The organism is Streptomyces sp. NBC_00083 (assembly GCF_026343295.1).
Taxonomy (GTDB): Bacteria; Actinomycetota; Actinomycetes; order Streptomycetales; family Streptomycetaceae; genus Streptomyces.
The window spans coordinates 1-15,209 of sequence record NZ_JAPELY010000006.1; the positions used below are offsets into that span (position 1 = coordinate 1).

Annotated in this window: 19 protein-coding genes; 5 read left to right on the forward strand and 14 right to left on the reverse strand. The window is 71.5% G+C overall.

The annotated features are described in order from the left end of the window. The coding region (locus OOJ98_RS34485) for a helicase associated domain-containing protein (protein WP_267059106.1) at nucleotides 1–751 on the forward strand (751 nt) is incomplete at its 5' end. Nucleotides 752–996: 245 nt separating this feature from the next. Here OOJ98_RS34485 and OOJ98_RS34490 read toward each other — a convergent pair. From OOJ98_RS34490 to OOJ98_RS34510, 5 genes are all read right to left on the reverse strand, one after another. Next, a complete protein-coding gene (locus tag OOJ98_RS34490; RefSeq protein WP_267059107.1) occupies nucleotides 997–1,407 on the reverse strand; it encodes a DUF6415 family natural product biosynthesis protein in 411 nt (136 codons plus the stop codon). A gap of 44 nt (nucleotides 1,408–1,451) precedes the next feature. Further along, the gene (locus OOJ98_RS34495) at nucleotides 1,452–1,634 is read right to left on the reverse strand and encodes a hypothetical protein (RefSeq protein ID WP_266862523.1); all 183 of its coding nucleotides are present in this window, start codon (nucleotides 1,632–1,634) and stop codon (nucleotides 1,452–1,454) included. Nucleotides 1,635–1,730: 96 nt separating this feature from the next. Beyond that, nucleotides 1,731–2,579, reverse strand: a complete 849-nt coding sequence (locus tag OOJ98_RS34500; protein ID WP_267059109.1) for a helix-turn-helix transcriptional regulator — start codon at nucleotides 2,577–2,579, stop codon at nucleotides 1,731–1,733. Between the two features lie 16 nt (nucleotides 2,580–2,595). Then, nucleotides 2,596–3,129 carry a DUF6879 family protein gene (locus OOJ98_RS34505; RefSeq protein WP_266862527.1) on the reverse strand — a complete coding sequence of 178 codons (534 nt, stop codon included), beginning with the start codon at nucleotides 3,127–3,129 and terminating at the stop codon, nucleotides 2,596–2,598. Further along, on the reverse strand, nucleotides 3,098–3,364 hold the full coding sequence (locus OOJ98_RS34510; RefSeq protein ID WP_267059110.1) for a hypothetical protein: 267 nt from the start codon (nucleotides 3,362–3,364) through the stop codon (nucleotides 3,098–3,100). Before OOJ98_RS34510 ends, OOJ98_RS34505 begins: the two co-directional genes overlap by 32 nt. 243 nt (nucleotides 3,365–3,607) lie before the next feature. Here OOJ98_RS34510 and OOJ98_RS34515 point away from each other — a divergent pair, with 243 nt between their 5' ends. Beyond that, nucleotides 3,608–4,312: a hypothetical protein gene (locus OOJ98_RS34515; protein ID WP_267059112.1), complete on the forward strand. Its 705-nt coding sequence runs from the start codon at nucleotides 3,608–3,610 to the stop codon at nucleotides 4,310–4,312. A gap of 54 nt (nucleotides 4,313–4,366) precedes the next feature. Here the strand turns inward: OOJ98_RS34515 and OOJ98_RS34520 are convergent, their stop codons facing one another. Together OOJ98_RS34520 and OOJ98_RS34525 are read right to left on the reverse strand one after the other, a co-directional pair. Continuing rightward, nucleotides 4,367–5,425 carry a replication-relaxation family protein gene (locus OOJ98_RS34520; protein WP_323177968.1) on the reverse strand — a complete coding sequence of 353 codons (1,059 nt, stop codon included), beginning with the start codon at nucleotides 5,423–5,425 and terminating at the stop codon, nucleotides 4,367–4,369. A gap of 117 nt (nucleotides 5,426–5,542) precedes the next feature. Continuing rightward, nucleotides 5,543–6,013, reverse strand: a complete 471-nt coding sequence (locus OOJ98_RS34525; RefSeq protein ID WP_267059113.1) for a hypothetical protein — start codon at nucleotides 6,011–6,013, stop codon at nucleotides 5,543–5,545. 260 nt (nucleotides 6,014–6,273) lie between these two features. Between OOJ98_RS34525 and OOJ98_RS34530 the strand changes: the two genes are divergently transcribed. After that, complete coding sequence (locus OOJ98_RS34530) at nucleotides 6,274–6,768, forward strand: hypothetical protein (protein ID WP_267059114.1); 495 nt, start codon at nucleotides 6,274–6,276, stop codon at nucleotides 6,766–6,768. A 92-nt stretch (nucleotides 6,769–6,860) separates the two neighbouring features. Further along, a complete protein-coding gene (locus OOJ98_RS34535; RefSeq protein ID WP_266862539.1) occupies nucleotides 6,861–7,328 on the forward strand; it encodes a hypothetical protein in 468 nt (155 codons plus the stop codon). A gap of 814 nt (nucleotides 7,329–8,142) precedes the next feature. Here OOJ98_RS34535 and OOJ98_RS34540 read toward each other — a convergent pair. Then, entirely contained in the window at nucleotides 8,143–8,496 is a 354-nt protein-coding gene (locus OOJ98_RS34540; protein ID WP_267059115.1) for a hypothetical protein, read from the reverse strand. After that, nucleotides 8,493–10,271 carry a MobF family relaxase gene (mobF, locus tag OOJ98_RS34545; protein ID WP_267059177.1) on the reverse strand — a complete coding sequence of 593 codons (1,779 nt, stop codon included), beginning with the start codon at nucleotides 10,269–10,271 and terminating at the stop codon, nucleotides 8,493–8,495. The genes OOJ98_RS34540 and mobF overlap by 4 nt, the downstream gene beginning before the upstream one ends. Before the next feature lie 633 nt (nucleotides 10,272–10,904). Here mobF and OOJ98_RS34550 point away from each other — a divergent pair. After that, nucleotides 10,905–11,210: a hypothetical protein gene (locus OOJ98_RS34550; RefSeq protein WP_267059116.1), complete on the forward strand. Its 306-nt coding sequence runs from the start codon at nucleotides 10,905–10,907 to the stop codon at nucleotides 11,208–11,210. Nucleotides 11,211–11,277: 67 nt separating this feature from the next. Here OOJ98_RS34550 and OOJ98_RS34555 read toward each other — a convergent pair whose 3' ends face one another. The 5 genes from OOJ98_RS34555 to OOJ98_RS34575 all read right to left on the reverse strand — a co-directional run bounded on the left by OOJ98_RS34555 (nucleotide 11,278) and on the right by OOJ98_RS34575 (nucleotide 15,123). Beyond that, nucleotides 11,278–12,213, reverse strand: a complete 936-nt coding sequence (locus tag OOJ98_RS34555) for a hypothetical protein (RefSeq protein WP_054219720.1) — start codon at nucleotides 12,211–12,213, stop codon at nucleotides 11,278–11,280. Continuing rightward, nucleotides 12,213–13,145 (reverse strand): ParA family protein, encoded by a 933-nt coding sequence (locus OOJ98_RS34560; protein WP_267059117.1) that lies wholly within the window; start codon nucleotides 13,143–13,145, stop codon nucleotides 12,213–12,215. The genes OOJ98_RS34555 and OOJ98_RS34560 overlap by 1 nt, the downstream gene beginning before the upstream one ends. A 243-nt stretch (nucleotides 13,146–13,388) precedes the next feature. Continuing rightward, nucleotides 13,389–13,919, reverse strand: coding sequence for a hypothetical protein (locus tag OOJ98_RS34565; protein WP_266862548.1), 531 nt, complete (start codon nucleotides 13,917–13,919; stop codon nucleotides 13,389–13,391). Next, nucleotides 13,916–14,605, reverse strand: a complete 690-nt coding sequence (locus tag OOJ98_RS34570) for a hypothetical protein (RefSeq protein WP_267059119.1) — start codon at nucleotides 14,603–14,605, stop codon at nucleotides 13,916–13,918. Before OOJ98_RS34570 ends, OOJ98_RS34565 begins: the two co-directional genes overlap by 4 nt. After that, entirely contained in the window at nucleotides 14,602–15,123 is a 522-nt protein-coding gene (locus OOJ98_RS34575; RefSeq protein WP_266862552.1) for a hypothetical protein, read from the reverse strand. Before OOJ98_RS34575 ends, OOJ98_RS34570 begins: the two co-directional genes overlap by 4 nt. Nucleotides 15,124–15,209: the final 86 nt, after the last annotated feature.

Consider the following 15,209-nt stretch of genomic DNA (forward strand, 5'->3'; position numbering starts at 1 on the left):
GGACCGGGCGGCGAAGCGCGCGCAGCAGCTCACCGAGATCGACCCGGACTGGGACTGCCCGTGGCCGCTGAACTGGCAGCGGCACTACCGGGTGCTCGCCGATCTGGTCGACGCCGACGGCGTGCTGCCCTACATCGCGGGCGGCGTCATGCACGACGGCGATGACATCGGCACCTGGAGGTGGCGTCAGCAGGAGCCGGGTACCTGGGCGCAGCTCCTGCCCGAGCAGCGCGAGCGGCTGACCGCCCTGGGCATCCGCGGCGCCACCCTCCCCCTGACCGCTGCCGCCCCGGCGGAGCTCCCCGCAGCGCCGGCCGACGCGGCCAAGGGCCCGAAGAAGGCCGGGAGCAAGGCGGAGGCGGCCTTCCAGCGGGGCCTGGCGGCTCTGGCGCAGTGGGTGGAGCGGGAAGGCGCGGACCGGCCCGTGCCGCGCGGGCACAGCGAGACGATCGTGGTCGACGGCGAGGCGGAGCCGGTGACCGTGAAGCTGGGCGTGTGGAATTCGAACGTCAAATCGAGGCGGGACAAGCTCAGCGCCGACCAGCTCGCCGCCCTCGCCGCGCTGGGCGTCGACTGGGCAGGAGCGGTCCGGGTCGCCCAGGACGCTCCGGCGCAGCCCGCCGCCGTGCAGGCCGCACCGCCTCAGCGTGACCACCACGATGAGTGCGACAAGACGCTCTACGCGGGCGGTACATGTACCTGTGACCTCATCGAGCAGTACGGGCCGCCCTCTGAACGCGACGGCTACTGACCGCTCCCCCGCCACCGACCGGACCCCGGGCCTGCCAAGGTCCGGGGTCTCGTGCGTCGGCAGGCCGGCTGTTCGGCGTCGGATGCCCGCGAGGACCTGCAACGCAGGGTGAAACGCAACGGGCCACCCCGGCTTCCTTCGGGCGTTCCCGCAGGTCAGATGTGAAACGCGGGGCCCGTTGCACCCGTGTTGCGCGGTGGTGTTTCACCGGGTGTTGCGGCTGGGAGCGGGCGAAGGGGCGCGGTTCAGACCCCGCTCGGTGCGACGCTCTCCGGGGCGGGTGCGGCCTCCAGGCGGTCCAGCCGTTCGTAGAGGGCGCGCACGAGGCGGGCGCGGTTCTGGACGCAGCGCACGGTGCCCTCCAGCGGCGCGGACAGCCGGCCTTCCGCCTCGCGCAGGACGACGTCGGCGAGCGCCCGGCGTCCGCTGCTCTTGGGCAGCTGGTCGGCGCGGCGGCGGACGTCGGAGGCGACGGCGCGGGCGTGGCCGGTCAGCTGGAGGCCGATCTGCTCGTAGTCGCGTTCGGCGAGCGTGTCCTCGCCGGTCCACGCGAGGACGGCCTTGACGAGGCTCTCGTACGGTTCGCGGTCGAGCGGGAGCTCCGCCTCGATCAGCCCGTCGGGGTCGTACAGGACCGTGTGGCTGCTGGTGTGCATGGCGGGCCTCGCTGCTGGGGCGTCTTCGCGCGGGTGGCCGGCGGTCACCGCTGGGTGTCCTCGCCGCCGTCGGCCCCGTCGTCCTGGTCCTCGTTCTGCTGGGCGAGGAACCGGGCGAAGCCGCGGTCCGCGCGGGCCAGCAGGGCCGGGGAGGGAACGCCGTAGGCGGGCGGCTGGAGGCCGCGGCCCTCCGGGGCCGGGGCGGTGGAGTCGGTGTGTGCACGCATGGGGACCCGCCTCTCCGGCTGGTGGTCCGTCGGTGCCGTCGACGCTACGCAGCTACGGGCGGCGCCCTCAACGAAGTTGCGGAGAATTGCGGAGGTTCACTCCAGGGCGTCGATCGCGGCCCGGATGAGCGTGCGGGCCCCGTCTCCGTACGCGGCCATCTCCGCGAGGCCGGTGAACGCCTTGGCGTAGTCGGCGAGCTCGCGCGGCTGCTTCACCTTGATCTCAGCCGTCAGGGTCTCCACCACGACCTGGGTGTCGTCGTGGAGGTAGAACGCCTCCAGCGGCCACACGGTGCGCTGCGCGGTGAACGGGATGATCCCGAGCGAGACGGAGGCGAGCGGCATCACGGCCAGGAGGTGGCGCAGCTGCCCGCGCATGGCGTCGGGGTCGGCGGTGCGGTAGCGCAGGACGGATTCCTCCATGAGGACGACGTAGCGGTGGCCGCCCTCGTAGAGGAACCGGGAGCGGGCGACCCGGGCGGCGACGGCTTCGGCGACGTCGTTCGGCGTGCCCTGGAAGGTCGTGATCTGCCCCATGAGGGCGGTGGCGAACGCCGGGGTCTGGAAGAAGCCCGGCGGGACGTTGGAGACGTAGACCCGGCAGACGCGGGTCTGCTCGTGCAGGGCGTACCAGCCCTCTTGGACGGTACGCATCCCGTTGCGGTGCAGGCGGCGCCACTCCAGGTACATGGAGTCGACGGCGCGGGCGGTGGCGATCAGGTCCTCGGTCTGGTCGTCGGCGCCGCACGCCGCACACCAGGTGCGGATGTCCGCGTCCGAGGGCGGGGCCTCGCCCTTCTGGATCCTGGTCGTCTTCGCCGGATGCCAGCCGCACCGGGCGGAGAGTTCCTTCCCGGTGAGGCCGGCGTCCCTGCGCAGGTGCTGCAGCCGCACGGCGAGCGCCTCGCGGGCTGCTTGTGCGCTGGAGGATGGAGAGGCGGTCATGTGGCTGCTCAGGGGCCTAGACGGTGTACTTCTCGTGCGGGATGCCGCGCTCCCAGACCGTCTCGAACGCCGACGCGCACAGGCTCACCGCGGCCGGGTCCTCGGTGAGTTCACAGCCGGGGTCGACCCAGTCGCCGTCGCCGCTGAAGAAGTGGAACATCACCAGGCGGTCGTCGATCAGCCAGAAGTCGTTGCCCGGCAGGGCGATGTCCGAGGCGTTGCGGCGGGGCAGCCAGCGGACCTGTTCGCCGGCGCCCACGTTCAGCACGGTGGCGGCGTGCTCCCACCGGATGTAGTCGGTGACCGGCTCGGAGACGATCCGGGCGCGCCGCATCACCACTCCCCTGGCCAGGGTCTCCCTGACCAGTCCGAGCCACTCGGGCCACCAGCGGGCCGTGGGGTCCAGGTCGATCTGACCGGTCCGGGCGAACAGCTCGATCTCTTCGGCCTCATCGCCGACGCCGTAGCGGTCGCGCATCTCCAGGTGCACCGCGCTGTGCTGAGCGCCCCTCAGCAGTTCAGCGAAGTCCGGCACGCTGCTCTGCGACATTGCACGCCTCCCTCAGAATCGCCGCCATCCGGACGGGGATACGGATCACCGTCTCGTGCGGCGGGATGCCCGCCGCGTGGCCGGGCACCCACTCGGTCCCGCCGACCATCGCCTTCAACAACGCTTCGGCTTCCTCGCCTTGAAGGATCAGGTCGGCGCTCTCTTCTTCCACCCACACCGTCGGCGATCCACCGCCTCCGGTGTTCGGGTCGATCCCGACGAACCGTAACGTCATGGCGCTCTCCCGTGTCGAGTCGGTTGCGCTTAGTTGCGCCGACCGTCCCGCGCCCCGGCCCCCTCGGTCAAGACCAGGGCCGGATCTGTCCCCCGTACGGTCAGCAGCGCGCCGAAAGCGACAGCCGGGTGGGCCGGACGGGTGGCCGACGGGTCCACGGCGTGCCGGGGCCGGCGGGCTGCCGGTTGTGCCGTTCAGCGGACCGATCGGCCCGCGCACGGGGTCACGTCTGCGAGGCACAGCATGGGACGTCACAAGCAGCACAAGCCACGCCGCTCACGGGGCGAGAGCGACCGCCCGGCCACGGAGTGGTTCGGCACCGCGTTCCACTCCACCGAGGGGATGCAGCACCTGGACGTTCGCCAGTCCGGCAACGGCATCCTGATCACCTCCTCCCCTGCCGAGATCGACGGCGTTCCGGCAGCCTGGCCGCTGCGCCTGCGCAACGACGTCGACGGCGGGCTGAACGAGGTGGGCGCGGCCCTCGCGGCCGGGCGCGGCCACGTCTTCGGTGTGACCGAGAGCCCCGGCCACAAGACTGTCCTGGCGTTCATGCCCGACCACCCGGAGGAAGGCGTCGGCACGCTGGCCCGGGTCCGCACCCCTGAGGACCCGGACGGCGACGTCGTCTTCGAGCGGAGCGCGGAACGGCCGATGGGCCTGTGGGCGGAAGCCGGGGAGAGCCTCCTGCGGATCGTGCCGGTGCTCGGTCCGGACGCACCGCCGGCGGACGACCTCGAGGACTGCCGCCTGTGCCCTGGCTGCTACCGGCCCGTCTACGAGAGCTCTTCCTCGCACACCCTGATCGGCGCCGGTCCGATGCCGGTGATGGGGCTGTGCAGGCTGTGCGCCGAAGGCACCACGCTGCGCTCGCTGCGCCAGGCCGACGTGCCCGTCGACCCGCAGCAGCGCGTCGTCCTGGAGACCGTGGCCGCCGCCATGGCGTAGCCGGGCCGCCCCGGGCAAGCCCTCCCGCACCGAAGGGCTTGCCCGGCTCGGACGTCAGCGGCCGGCGGGCTCGGGGTAGCGCTCGCGGCGAACGTACGGGTCGTCGACGCCGATCTCGTACCAGGGATCGCCCCGCTGGAGCCTGGGCAGGGTGTTCACCCACACCGCCACGGCGATGCCCTCCACGTCGGCGGCGAGCGCCTGGAGGCGGTTGTCGAGGAGGTGCTCCGCCTTTCCTGCCAAGACGACATGCAGCCGCGGGAAGGTCTTCGAGCGGGTGTAGCGGTGGCGCTGCCAGAACGGGAACGTGCCGCCGATCGTGCCGCGGGCGCCTTCCCAGACGCGGTGCCCGGCGTAGCGCTCGTAGTCCCAGACCTCACGTGCGAGCCGGGCCTGGGGCATGGTGCCGTTGTCGAGCTCGAAGAGGCGCACCTCGCTGGTCTTGGTCGGCCACGCGAGGACGGCGTCGGTGTTGAAGCTGAGGCCGGTCTCCTTGATGGCGTGGTTGACCTCCACCTGCCAGCCGGTCAGATGGTCCCGGCCGCCGAAGGCGAGGATCGTGTCCGTCACCGCGACCCCGTGCGGACCGAACCCGGCCTTCACCGCCTTCGCTCCGGTGCCGGCCTTCGGTCGGAGAGGCAGCTCGTTGCCGTCAGCCAGAGCCTTCTGCCCCGCCACCGTCAGGTTCCAGATCGGATGCTTTCCCGCCTTGCCGTTCGTCTCCGCCAGCCCGAGCTCCGCCAGCTTCTTCATCGCCCTGCGCACGTACGACCGACCATCCGCATCCTCCGCCGTGATCACCGAAGCCATCTGCCGAACCGTCGCTATCCGCACACACCCCAGCATCCGCAGCGCATCGGCCCGCACCTTCCCGGCCGTGGGAGTGGACTTCTTCCCCTTCGCCGACGTCTCAGGGAAAGGGAGAGAGGTGTCGGCGTGCTGGAGGGCACCCTGACGGGCGGTGTGAGCTGCGGTGATGGGCACGACGTTGGAATCGTTCGCGGCACCGTTCACGGCACTGGATTCCGGGTCGCCCGGAAGGTGCTCAGCACCCCTTGTCCAGGTCGGGCGCGGCTCCGGGTCGGGCTGCCGGGCGCTGTTGTTGTACGTCATGACGTGGCTCCTCACGCAGGTGGCGCGGGGGTCCGGATGGAATCCCCCCTCACTTGCTAGAGGTGTCGAGAAAGCCAACGGTGTGACGAATCACTGATCACCGTTACCGAGCTGTGATCATCCGGTGGGCGCCGCGCAGAGCTCGGAGACGATCGCGAACGAGGTCGTCACCATCGGCACCGACATGGCCGGCGGCATCACAGCGTGCGCGGTGTGGCCGTGCACCAGACGGTTGCGGATCTTACGGCCGTCATCAAGGTACTCCGCCTGCCGGGCGGTCAGGATGCCCGCGTTGGCACCCTGCTTGATGAGCTGGTGCAGCGGCTTCTTGCCCGCGTCCGGGATCCGGTCGCGCAGCACGATCTCCACCGCGATCAGGGAGTGCATGACCGCCACGGTGGAGAACTCGTAGCAGTAGTACGACTGGCGCAGCAGCTCGCGGGCCGTACGCAGGACCGTCGCCGCAGCCTCGGGCACACCGTCGGGCACGACCAGGTCCTCAACGAGGTCGTGCATGTCGGCGTAGCCGGTGACGAAGTAGTGGGCCCGGTCGTCCGGGACCGGGAACGGCAGCCGCTGCGTGGTCATCCCCGCAGTCTCCCAGCGGCATGTCCCAGGCGGCAGCGCCTTTTCCCAGGTCGTCGCGCAGCGTGCCGGGACGGAGATTTCTCCCCCATCGAAATGGGCGGTATGTCGCACGTAGCCAACGTGGTCAAGGGAAAACGCGGCGCGGTGGCTACGAGGCAGTGCTCACCGTCGGTGCCCGGACTCTGTCCACAGGGCCGCAATTAGAGGCTCCTCTTGAGGCCGCCGCGATCAGCGTGGCGGGCCATCGATGAGGAGTTGTCATGCAGCAGAACCCCGCCGATGCATTGTTCGAGCCGCTGACCGAGGAAGCAGTGGCGAGTGCCTTCAGGTATCTCCGGGCGATCCAGGCCGGTGACGCCCGGATAGCCGGCGAGCTCATCTTCGCCGAACCGCACATGTCAGCCCTCCTCACCGGCATCGCCGAAGGGATCGTCGAGGCAGGCACCTCTCTGCCCGGCCCGGACGACGACGCACCGACATGGGACTCCTTCGCCCTGGAGGCTCTCGGCAAGGTCTTCCTGTACGGCCTGTGCAACTGGCAGCAGGCCGGACCGGACGCCGCCCCGGGCATCGCCCAGACGATCCTCGTCTTCATCGCGGAGGTCCTCGTCGAACGCGAAAGCCGCGACAACATCGCCCACGCCCTGAACACCTACGAGTCGTGCGCGAGGGGCCGCCTGCTCCTGGACGCGCGGGCCGGCATCGTCCGCGGCCTGCCCGGTGGACACCACCGCCCCGTGACGCGCGCCAGGTGAGCCCCGCGCTCACCGCCCCGCGCCTCCCCCGCCAGCAATCACATCCTGCGGCCCTCCGATCAGCGAGACGGCCCGTACATGAGGAGCCACCTATGCCCGACACCACCACCATGCCGCTCGCCCCGATGACCCCGCACGCGGCCATCAGCGCCTTCAACTACCTCCGGGCCGTCCAGGCCGACGACGTCGACGCGGCCCGCGAGTTCGCCGGCGCCGAACCGCGGATGCCCGAGCTGCTCGTCGACGTCGTCACCCGGATCGTCGTCCCGGTCACCGCGCTGCCCGGTCCGCAGGCGGGCGAGCCGTGCGCGGACACGTTCGCCCTGGAGGCCCTCGGGCGCGTCTTCGTGACCTCGCTGCGGGTCTGGGCGCAGGCCGGGCCGGACGCGGCGGAGGGCATCGCCCGCGCGGTCATCGACTTCGCCGCGCAGTTCCTCACCGAGGACCACGAGGACGTCGCCGATGTCCTGCGCCAGCTGGAGGCCGTCGGCGTGGGCCAGGCCCTCGATGCGCACCCCGCACCGGCCGGTGCGCACCCGGTGCGCCTCACCGCCGTGTAGTGCGCACCGGGCCCGCCGGTGGTGCGCATCCGGTGCGCGCGCCACCGGGGGGAGGCGCGCGCGATGCGCACCGTGGACCGCGCCGCGCGCATCCGGTGCGCGCACCTCCCCGGAGGTGCGGTGCTCCGTGCGCACCGTGCATCGCGCCGCGCGCATCCGGTGCACCGCACCTCCCGGACGGTGCGGTGCACCCCGCGCGCCGCGCGGATCGAGTGCGCGCATCCGTCACGGTTCGCCGTCCGCAGGCGGGAGCGGGCTCCTATATCACACAGCCCCTTGACTTTTGTCTGATCGAAAGCCGAGACCGGCTCTGACAAGGGGAAACGCTCCGCTATCCAACGTGGTCAAGGGGAAACGTGCGCCCGCCCCGACCTGGACAAGGGGTCACCGACCTCCCGCCTGGAGGTGGACAAGGGGTCGGGCCCGCCGATGCGTACGACCCGGGCGGTGCGCACCGGGTGGAGTCCGGAGCATCGGGTGCCCGACATCGTGGTGCGCGCGAGAGTGCCCGGCATCGTCGACCGGTGCGCGCGATCCGGGCGGTGCGCACCGGGTGCGGTGCGGAGCATCGGGTGCCGGACATCGTGGTGCGCGCGAGAGTGCCGGGCATCGTCGCGAGGCGCACCGGGTGCGGTGGCGGACATCGTGGTGCGCACCAGAGTGGCGTCCATCGTCATCCGGTGCGCACCACGGTGGAGTCCACTGGGTGGGCTCCACTGAGTGGACGCCACTGAGTGGGCTCCACCCGGTGGCGTGCATCGCCACCGGGTGCAGGACATCGTGAGTTCCACTCGGTGGACGATGCCGGGCATCGTCACCGCAGCCAGGCGTTGGAGTGCCGTACTCGGGACAGGGCGCGGGCATCGCGGCGCGCGGCCGCGTTGCCGATCCGGCTCTGCCGGGAGCGGGGCCGGCGCGACTCCCCGGCGGCGAGGCGGCGCTTGGCGGCGTCCTGGAGCCGCTCCCGCTGATCGTCCAGCTGCTTCTTCTTGGCTGCCTTCGACTTCGGTGTCCGGGGCCGCTTCCAGATCGGTTGCCAGCCCGCGGGCTTCTCGGGCTCGGGCTCCTGGTCCTCATCGAGCGCGGCGGCTATCTCCTCACTGGCTGCGCGGGCTCGGGCGAGGACGTCCTTCGGCTCCGGGATCTCGGGGGTCTCCGGTGTGGTCATGCGAGTCCTCCTGTGGGTGTCCGGCCAGGCGTCGGCTGCACGCCGGGCGGCGGGGTGTGTGACGGTGCCGGCGGGGTGGGCCGCTGCCGGGCGGCGTGGGCGGCGGCGCGGGCGGCGGCGCGCTCCCGGACTGTGTCCTGGAGCTTGGCGGCCATCTGGGCGACGGCCTCGATCGTGGAGCGGGTCTGCTCCAGCGCGGCAGCCTCGGTTCCTTGCTGCTGCTCCTGGGCGCGGTTGGCCTCCCGGTCCGGGCGCAACGGAAGCAGGCCGGACCTCGAGGTGCCGGGCACGGCGACGGTGTGCGGGCGGGCTCGGGAGCCCAGGCGCTCCGCACGGCGCGCCGCGTGCATCCGGGCCTTCAACGCGTCGGCGGCGAGGCGGGCCCGCGCGTAGAGAGGAAGCGTCCGGTTGCGGGTCAGCGGGCGCAGCACGGCCTGGTCGCTGGTGTCGCGCGGGTACAGGGCGTGCAGGTCGGCGGTCATCATCAGGCCCCGGGCGACGGGGCGGGTGTAGTCGTCGACCACGGTCTGCACGATCGTCTCGTCCAGGCCCGGCTGGTGGGGTCGGCCGCGCAGGACGTAGGAGAGGTAGCGGCGCGCTTCGGCGAGCAGGTGGTGGCGTTTGAACGCCCCGCGCATCACGTACACCACGGCGACGACGTCGACGGCCGCCAGGGCGACGTCGATGACCGGCCGCACCCGCGCCCACACCGCGGCGGCCGCCGCTCGCGCCCGCTGCGCCAGCCGGTTGATGACGTCGGCGCCGAAGGCGTCGATGGCCGACTCCCGCCACCGCTGGCGCAGTTCGGACAGCGGCCGTGGCTCCTTGCGCTTGGGCGGGCGTGTCCGGTCGGCGGCCCGGCAGGCCAGCCCGTAGGCGGCTTTCTCCCCCGGCTCGTGCCCGTGCTCTTCCACGTACTCGGCTGTGAGGACGAACATCGCTTCCTCGATCTGCTGACGGCGCGTGGACTGCCAGCCGATGAGCCGCTGGTCGATGCCCGCGATCTCCATGACGGGACGGCGGCCGGGTGTCACCTCGCGCGGCTCCCAGGCCCACCCGAGCCGGGCGGACACCTCTTCCATGAAGAACAGGAGGTACAGGGTGTCGGCGGCGACGATATGCGACAGCAGCGTGTCCGCCGACAGGTTGCCCCACGTGCCCTTGGCGTCCGGCCGGCGGGCGCGGATCGACACCACCGCATGATCGTGCAGCAGCGGCTTCGATTCCTCAGCTCTGGACTCGTAGTGCCGGAACACTGCGACGATCAGCCCGTCGCGGACCGGTGTGCGGTGCTTGCCGCCGCTCCCCGACCGGATCTGCGCGACCGACTCCCCCAGCCACTCCAGCGTCTTGTCCACGGCGATGTCCTGGCACAGCTCCAGCACCCGCCGTTCTTCGTCACCCATCAGCGCCCACGCGATGTGCGCCGTCGGCGGCGGCCGGAACACCAGGTCCATGCCCAGCCAGGGGACGCGTTCCTTGGCCTTCTCCGTCTTCGGCGACCGGTTGTGCTCGATGGGCCTGCCCAGCACGCCCGCCCGCCGGGCCTTCGCCGGATCGTCGCCCGCCTCCAGGCGCTCGCGCTCGATCCGGTCGGCGTCCGGGTGCCGGCCTTCCCCCAGGAGCAGTTCGGCCTGCCGCTCGCTCACCACGTCCCCGGCCGTGAGGCCGACCGCCTCCAGGCCCCGGCCCCGCCAGATCCCGGGCGGGACGCCGGCCTCGTCCTGGGCGTCGCGCAGCGCCGTGCCTGCGGGGCGGTGGCCGTCACCGACCATCACGCCGCGGAAGAGGTAGCGCACTCCGTCACCCGGACGGAGCGCCGATTTGCTGATCACCGGGCCATGGAACACCGGTCATGACCTGCATAAAAGCGCGATCCGGGGTCCTTCCCGCCGGGCGGGAGGCCATCACCAAGTCTTTACCGGAGCGCCCGCCAGGCGGGCTGTCCCGGCAGCCCGAGACGGTAAGCCGCCGACGTGTGCACAGTCCGCCCCATGTTGAACGAACTGATCCACGCAGACCTCTGCCCGCTGTGCCGTCGCCCGCTCACGCGCCGCCCAAGGGTCGTCGTCCGCTCGGCTGGCGTGCCGTACCCCACACGGACCGACTACCTGCCCCACTGCACCCGCTGCACCAACGACCCGGTCATCGAGCAGAAGTGGAACGACCTGATGAACGGCCGCGACGGGAGCTGACGGCGGCCGTGCGAATGCTGCGCACCGACAGCACCACCCACTACGACATCCGCCTCCAGCCGACTCCCACGCCATCCAACGCGCACCAGCGCACCACTCCCCGGACCGTCCACCACCGCTGAGCACACCACGTCACCGACGCCCTTCAACACGAACAGCCACCACCGCCCCCGGCCGACCGGCCGGGGGCTTCGTGCGTCCTGGAGGTTCACCGTGCCCACGTACGAGACCCTGCCGCGCTTCGCCGCCGACCTGGACCGCCTCACCCCGGAACAGCGCCGCAAGTTCCGCCAGACCGTGGCGGCCTTCGTCGAGGATCTGCGCGCCGGAGGACGGTTCCGCGCCGGCCTTCGCGTCAAGCGCGTTCAACGGGCGACCGGGATCTACGAGCTCACCTGGTCCATGGGCACCGGCCCCGCAGGACGCGCCACGTGGCAATACGGACCGGCACGTCGCCCCGACACCCCGCACGTGATCTGGCGTCGCATCGGCACCCACGACATCCTCACCGGGCCCTGACGGCTTCGGGAACGCGGAAGGCCGGCCCCGGTGGTCTGGGGCCGGCCTTCGTCATCGACCTCGGAGGTCACTCCGCCTTCGGGAGCCTGATCGCCACCGCCCTGTCGATCTGCTGGAGCAGCGAGCCGATCTCCTGGATGAGCGGGACGGCGATGTCCGGCTGCGCTTCGACGGCCCGGCGTGCTGCCGACTTGTTCACCTTCTTCGCCGCCTCCTGGAGGGAGGCGAGGGTGTTCTGCAGTCGCTCGATGTCCTTCGTCGCAAGGGGGTCCGCCTTGCTATTGCTGGGCTTCTGGCTCGACTCCCCATTTGGGGAGTCGTCACCGAGCGAGCTGATGTCGGGGACACCATCGTTCTTCTCGTCGGCGTCGGACTTCTTCTCCGGCGCCTCCAGGAGCTCGCGGACGCGACGGCCGACGTCAGCGGGCTTGGCGTCCTTCGGGAGGAAGCCGAGGTCGCCCACCACCTTCTCCACGAGCTCCCCTGTGACACGGGGGCTGCATCGGGCGATGGTGTCGTAGACCGTGATCGCGACCTTGTCGTTCGTCTGCCGACGCAGCTCGGTCATCGCGCGGACGTGGGACTCCGGCGGCTTGTGCCCGAGGTTGGCGAGCGCTTCACCGACGCGCCATTCGTCGATGAGCCGGTAGAGCTGGGATTCGGAGACCTCCCAGGTGTCCCAGACCCATGCCGCGTAGTTGGGGTTCTCCTCGCGGTGGAGCTTGGCCACGCTCATGGTCTCGAACGACTTGCCCGCGATCCAGAAGGCGTTGCGGAGGTTGTCGACCCCGGCCTTGCAGGCTTCGAGGTCCGCGCGCTCCTGGTCGGACAGCTCGTCTTCGCTGTGAGGCTGGTACGGCGCGGGGATCAAGGCGAGGGAGGTGCCGGGCAGTGGTTTGACCACCACGCTCGCCGCACCGGCCGCTGCCGCCAGACCTCCACCGAAGAGGCCGCCTGCGCCCTGGCCTTGCTGGGCTTCTTCGTCGACGTCGAACAGGCCCATCAGGCCCTCCTCCTGGTGTGGTCGAAGATTTCCTGGTTCAGCTCCCGCATCTCCTTGGCCAGCGGGATGATCGTGTCCGGGACGACGTCGGCCGATGTGGCGCGGCCGGCCTTCACGTCGTAGGTGGTCGCGGTCGTCGGGAGCAGGTCGGCGTACTCGCCGAACAGCAGGCCCTTCTTGCGGGCGTTGCGGGCGGGCACCTCTCGGTAGCCCACGATCGTCTCCAGGATCGGCGTGCCCTCGCCCAGAGCCGTGCGGATGTCTTCGTAGACGGCCGCGTGCATCAGCGTCGCCGCGCGGTTCGAGCCGTAGAGGAAGGCGCCGGCCATCTGGAGGTGAGGGTTCACCTGGGTCTTCACCAGCTTGAAGTTCTTGCTGATGCGCTCCATGCCGCGGACCGAGGAATCGTCGGAGCGGGTGGGCACGATGAGGTACTTCGCGGCGGCGAGCACCAGCTGCTCCAGGGAGTCCTTCTCCGGGGCGCTGTCGAAGATGATGCGGTCGTAGAGAGCCGCGATCGGGGCCAGGGCCTGCGCGAGCGACATGACGACGCCTGCACCTTCCTGGAGCGTGCGCAGCATCAGGAGTCCGTCGATCTCCCCGACCTTGGGCCCGCCAGGCATCACGTCCAGGTTCGGGCGTACTTCCCGGATCGGCCGGAGCGGGGTGCGATCGTGTATGGCGCTGTAGAGGCCCTCACCGTCTATGACGGACGGGCCCTCCGGGTGGATTCCGCGGTTGAACCGCTTGATGCCGAGGTCGTCGTCATCCTGCCCGGTCACGCAGATGAGGAGGGTCCGCTCCCCGGCAGCCGCGGATTCGCCGGCGAGGTGCGCGGCCACCGTGCTCTTGCCGACGCCGCCCTTCCCTGTGCCGACGACGGTACTTCCCTCGGGGGGTTCGATCGGCTGCGCTGCGCTTGGGTTCAGCACGGGGGGTGCCCTTCCTTGTTACTCATGCGTGGGCCGCACCGTGCGCGGCAGGGGCATCTTGGCACACCCAGAACCCTTGCCAGGACTGGCTTGCGAGCGTCGCTCCCCATTTGGGGAGTCCATTTCCGGGCTCATGATCCATCGAGTGCCGGACGGCGCGGAGTTGACGGCTCTGCCTCCAGAAACGAAAAAAGCCCTGCCTCCGGCACGGGGCCGGAGGCAGGGCTTCGGGTGGAGCAGGGGTCAGGTCGCCCAGGTCGCGGGCGCACCGTCTTCGTCGGGGTTGGGGAGGCCGGCGGCGGTCGCCGGGGCGGCGGGGTGTCGCAGGGCGGTGATCGGGATGGCTCCGGGCTCGGTGCTGGGTGCCCAGACCATGCGCCAGGTGTCGTCCCACTCGCATCCGCAGCCGTGTTCGGGGTGCGGGTGCCGTAAGAAGGCGCCGTGGGTGTGGACGGCGCGCGGGATGCGGGGGATGAGGACCGCCGGGTCGTCGCCGGGGTAGAGATGCAGGTTCCGCCAGCCGTGGGTCCGGGACATGTACGCGGCGGCGGCCTCGATGGCGTCGGCCCACCGCTGGTGCCCGAGGACCAGGAAGCCGACCGGGTAAAGGTCATCGTCGGCTCCGTCGATCCCGGCGACGAACAGGCCCTGGTGGGCGATGAACCCGTGGTCGGCCGCGCCGTCGGCGCAGGGCGTCCAGAGCTGTTCGGCGGGGTGCGTGGTGCCGTCGTCGCTCTCGCTGGTCTCGATCTCGTACAGGGCCGGGGTGGTCATGCGCTCACCCCCGCGACGGCGGCGTCCAGGAGCGCGACGGCGTCGGCCTCGTACGGGTCGACGAACAGCTGATGGTCGCTGACGTCGAACGGCGCGTACCGCGCGGAGACGCGGAAGCCGGGCACCGCGGTGGTCTCCCGGCCCTCCAGCGTGGCGGTGAGCCGGTCGTAGTCCTGCTGAGCGTGCCGGGTCTGGGTGTACGGCCCGAGGCGCAGCAGGGTGTAGCCGTCGAGGCTGTCGTCGCGCTTGCGGGCCTCGATGTAGAGGGCGTAGTGCGCGAGCTCCATGCCGACGTCGTCGGGCAGGGAGAGGTTCGCGGCGGCGTGGGTGAGCATCGCGTAGCCGGGCTGCCAGACACCGAGGATCGCGCTGGTGTCGCAGCGGAGCCAGCCGCGTTCGGTGTAGCCGAGCCGGCGGCCGTGGAGGTAGCCCGCGGCGTGCGGGGTGTCGGGGTGGACCAGGGCCACGGCGATCATCTCGGGGCCGTGGTCGTCGCCGGGCCGGGTGTGCGCGCGCTCCACGAACGGGCCGACCCGCACGGCGATGTCCTGGGAGCCGCCGGGCGTCCAGGGCTGCGGGTTGCGTACGGCGGTGAGCATCGCGCGGAACTGGTCGACGACGGCCTGGTCCTCGGGGGAGAGGGCGCCGGGGGCGGTCCCGCAGCGGCGGAAGGTGGGGCGCTTCATCGGGTGGGCTCCTGTTCGGGGGTGCGGTTGGCCGTCGACGGGGCGGGGCTCAGGTAGCGGGCGGCGGTGTTCACGAACTGGTCGTGCGCGACCTTCGCGGCCTCGCGGGCGGCGGTGAGGTCTTCGGTGGTGGCGTACGCGTCCCGGATCGCGTAGGTGAGCGTGATCATGCGGTCGGCGGCGGCGCGCACGGCCTGGTCCTCGAAGAGGACGCGCAGGGCGACCAGCGGGCGGGTGACCGCGCTGCGGGTCATGTGGCTCTCGCCGCGCAGGGTCTCGATCCGCTCGGAGCTGGCGCCCGTGAGGACGGCGTCGCCGCGCCTCCACATCGCCGTGCGGTGGTCGCTGGCGGCGCAGGCCAGCGCGGTGACGGCTTCCAGCCGGTCGCGGCGGATCGCCTCGCCGTGGCTGACGCGCACCGACCGTTCGGCGGCGCGCTCCGCGAAGCGACCGCTGACGATCGCGCCCAGCAGGGTGGCGACGATGGTGAGTGCGGCGGTGATGAGGGTGGCTAACACGCGGGGCCTCTCGGTGTGCTGATGGGTGGTGAGAACGGGGAAGCGCCGCACCCCGGCCTTCCGGTCGGGGTGCGGCGCTTCGGGGC

Excerpts from the sequence above, each read along its gene's own strand:
- OOJ98_RS34565 (WP_266862548.1), bottom strand. The coding sequence starts at position 13,919 with ATGACCACCCCGGCCCTGTACGAGATCGAGACCAGCGAGAGCGACGAC.
- OOJ98_RS34500 (WP_267059109.1), bottom strand. The coding sequence starts at position 2,579 with ATGACCGCCTCTCCATCCTCCAGCGCACAAGCAGCCCGCGAGGCGCTC.
- OOJ98_RS34490 (WP_267059107.1), bottom strand. The coding sequence starts at position 1,407 with ATGCACACCAGCAGCCACACGGTCCTGTACGACCCCGACGGGCTGATC.
- OOJ98_RS34505 (WP_266862527.1), bottom strand. The coding sequence starts at position 3,129 with ATGTCGCAGAGCAGCGTGCCGGACTTCGCTGAACTGCTGAGGGGCGCT.
- OOJ98_RS34510 (WP_267059110.1), bottom strand. The coding sequence starts at position 3,364 with ATGACGTTACGGTTCGTCGGGATCGACCCGAACACCGGAGGCGGTGGA.
- OOJ98_RS34520 (WP_323177968.1), bottom strand. The coding sequence starts at position 5,425 with ATGACGTACAACAACAGCGCCCGGCAGCCCGACCCGGAGCCGCGCCCG.
- mobF (WP_267059177.1), bottom strand. The coding sequence starts at position 10,271 with ATGGTCGGTGACGGCCACCGCCCCGCAGGCACGGCGCTGCGCGACGCC.
- OOJ98_RS34495 (WP_266862523.1), bottom strand. The coding sequence starts at position 1,634 with ATGCGTGCACACACCGACTCCACCGCCCCGGCCCCGGAGGGCCGCGGC.
- OOJ98_RS34515 (WP_267059112.1), top strand. The coding sequence starts at position 3,608 with ATGGGACGTCACAAGCAGCACAAGCCACGCCGCTCACGGGGCGAGAGC.
- OOJ98_RS34535 (WP_266862539.1), top strand. The coding sequence starts at position 6,861 with ATGCCCGACACCACCACCATGCCGCTCGCCCCGATGACCCCGCACGCG.
- OOJ98_RS34570 (WP_267059119.1), bottom strand. The coding sequence starts at position 14,605 with ATGAAGCGCCCCACCTTCCGCCGCTGCGGGACCGCCCCCGGCGCCCTC.
- OOJ98_RS34555 (WP_054219720.1), bottom strand. The coding sequence starts at position 12,213 with ATGGGCCTGTTCGACGTCGACGAAGAAGCCCAGCAAGGCCAGGGCGCA.
- OOJ98_RS34530 (WP_267059114.1), top strand. The coding sequence starts at position 6,274 with ATGCAGCAGAACCCCGCCGATGCATTGTTCGAGCCGCTGACCGAGGAA.
- OOJ98_RS34525 (WP_267059113.1), bottom strand. The coding sequence starts at position 6,013 with ATGACCACGCAGCGGCTGCCGTTCCCGGTCCCGGACGACCGGGCCCAC.
- OOJ98_RS34540 (WP_267059115.1), bottom strand. The coding sequence starts at position 8,496 with ATGACCACACCGGAGACCCCCGAGATCCCGGAGCCGAAGGACGTCCTC.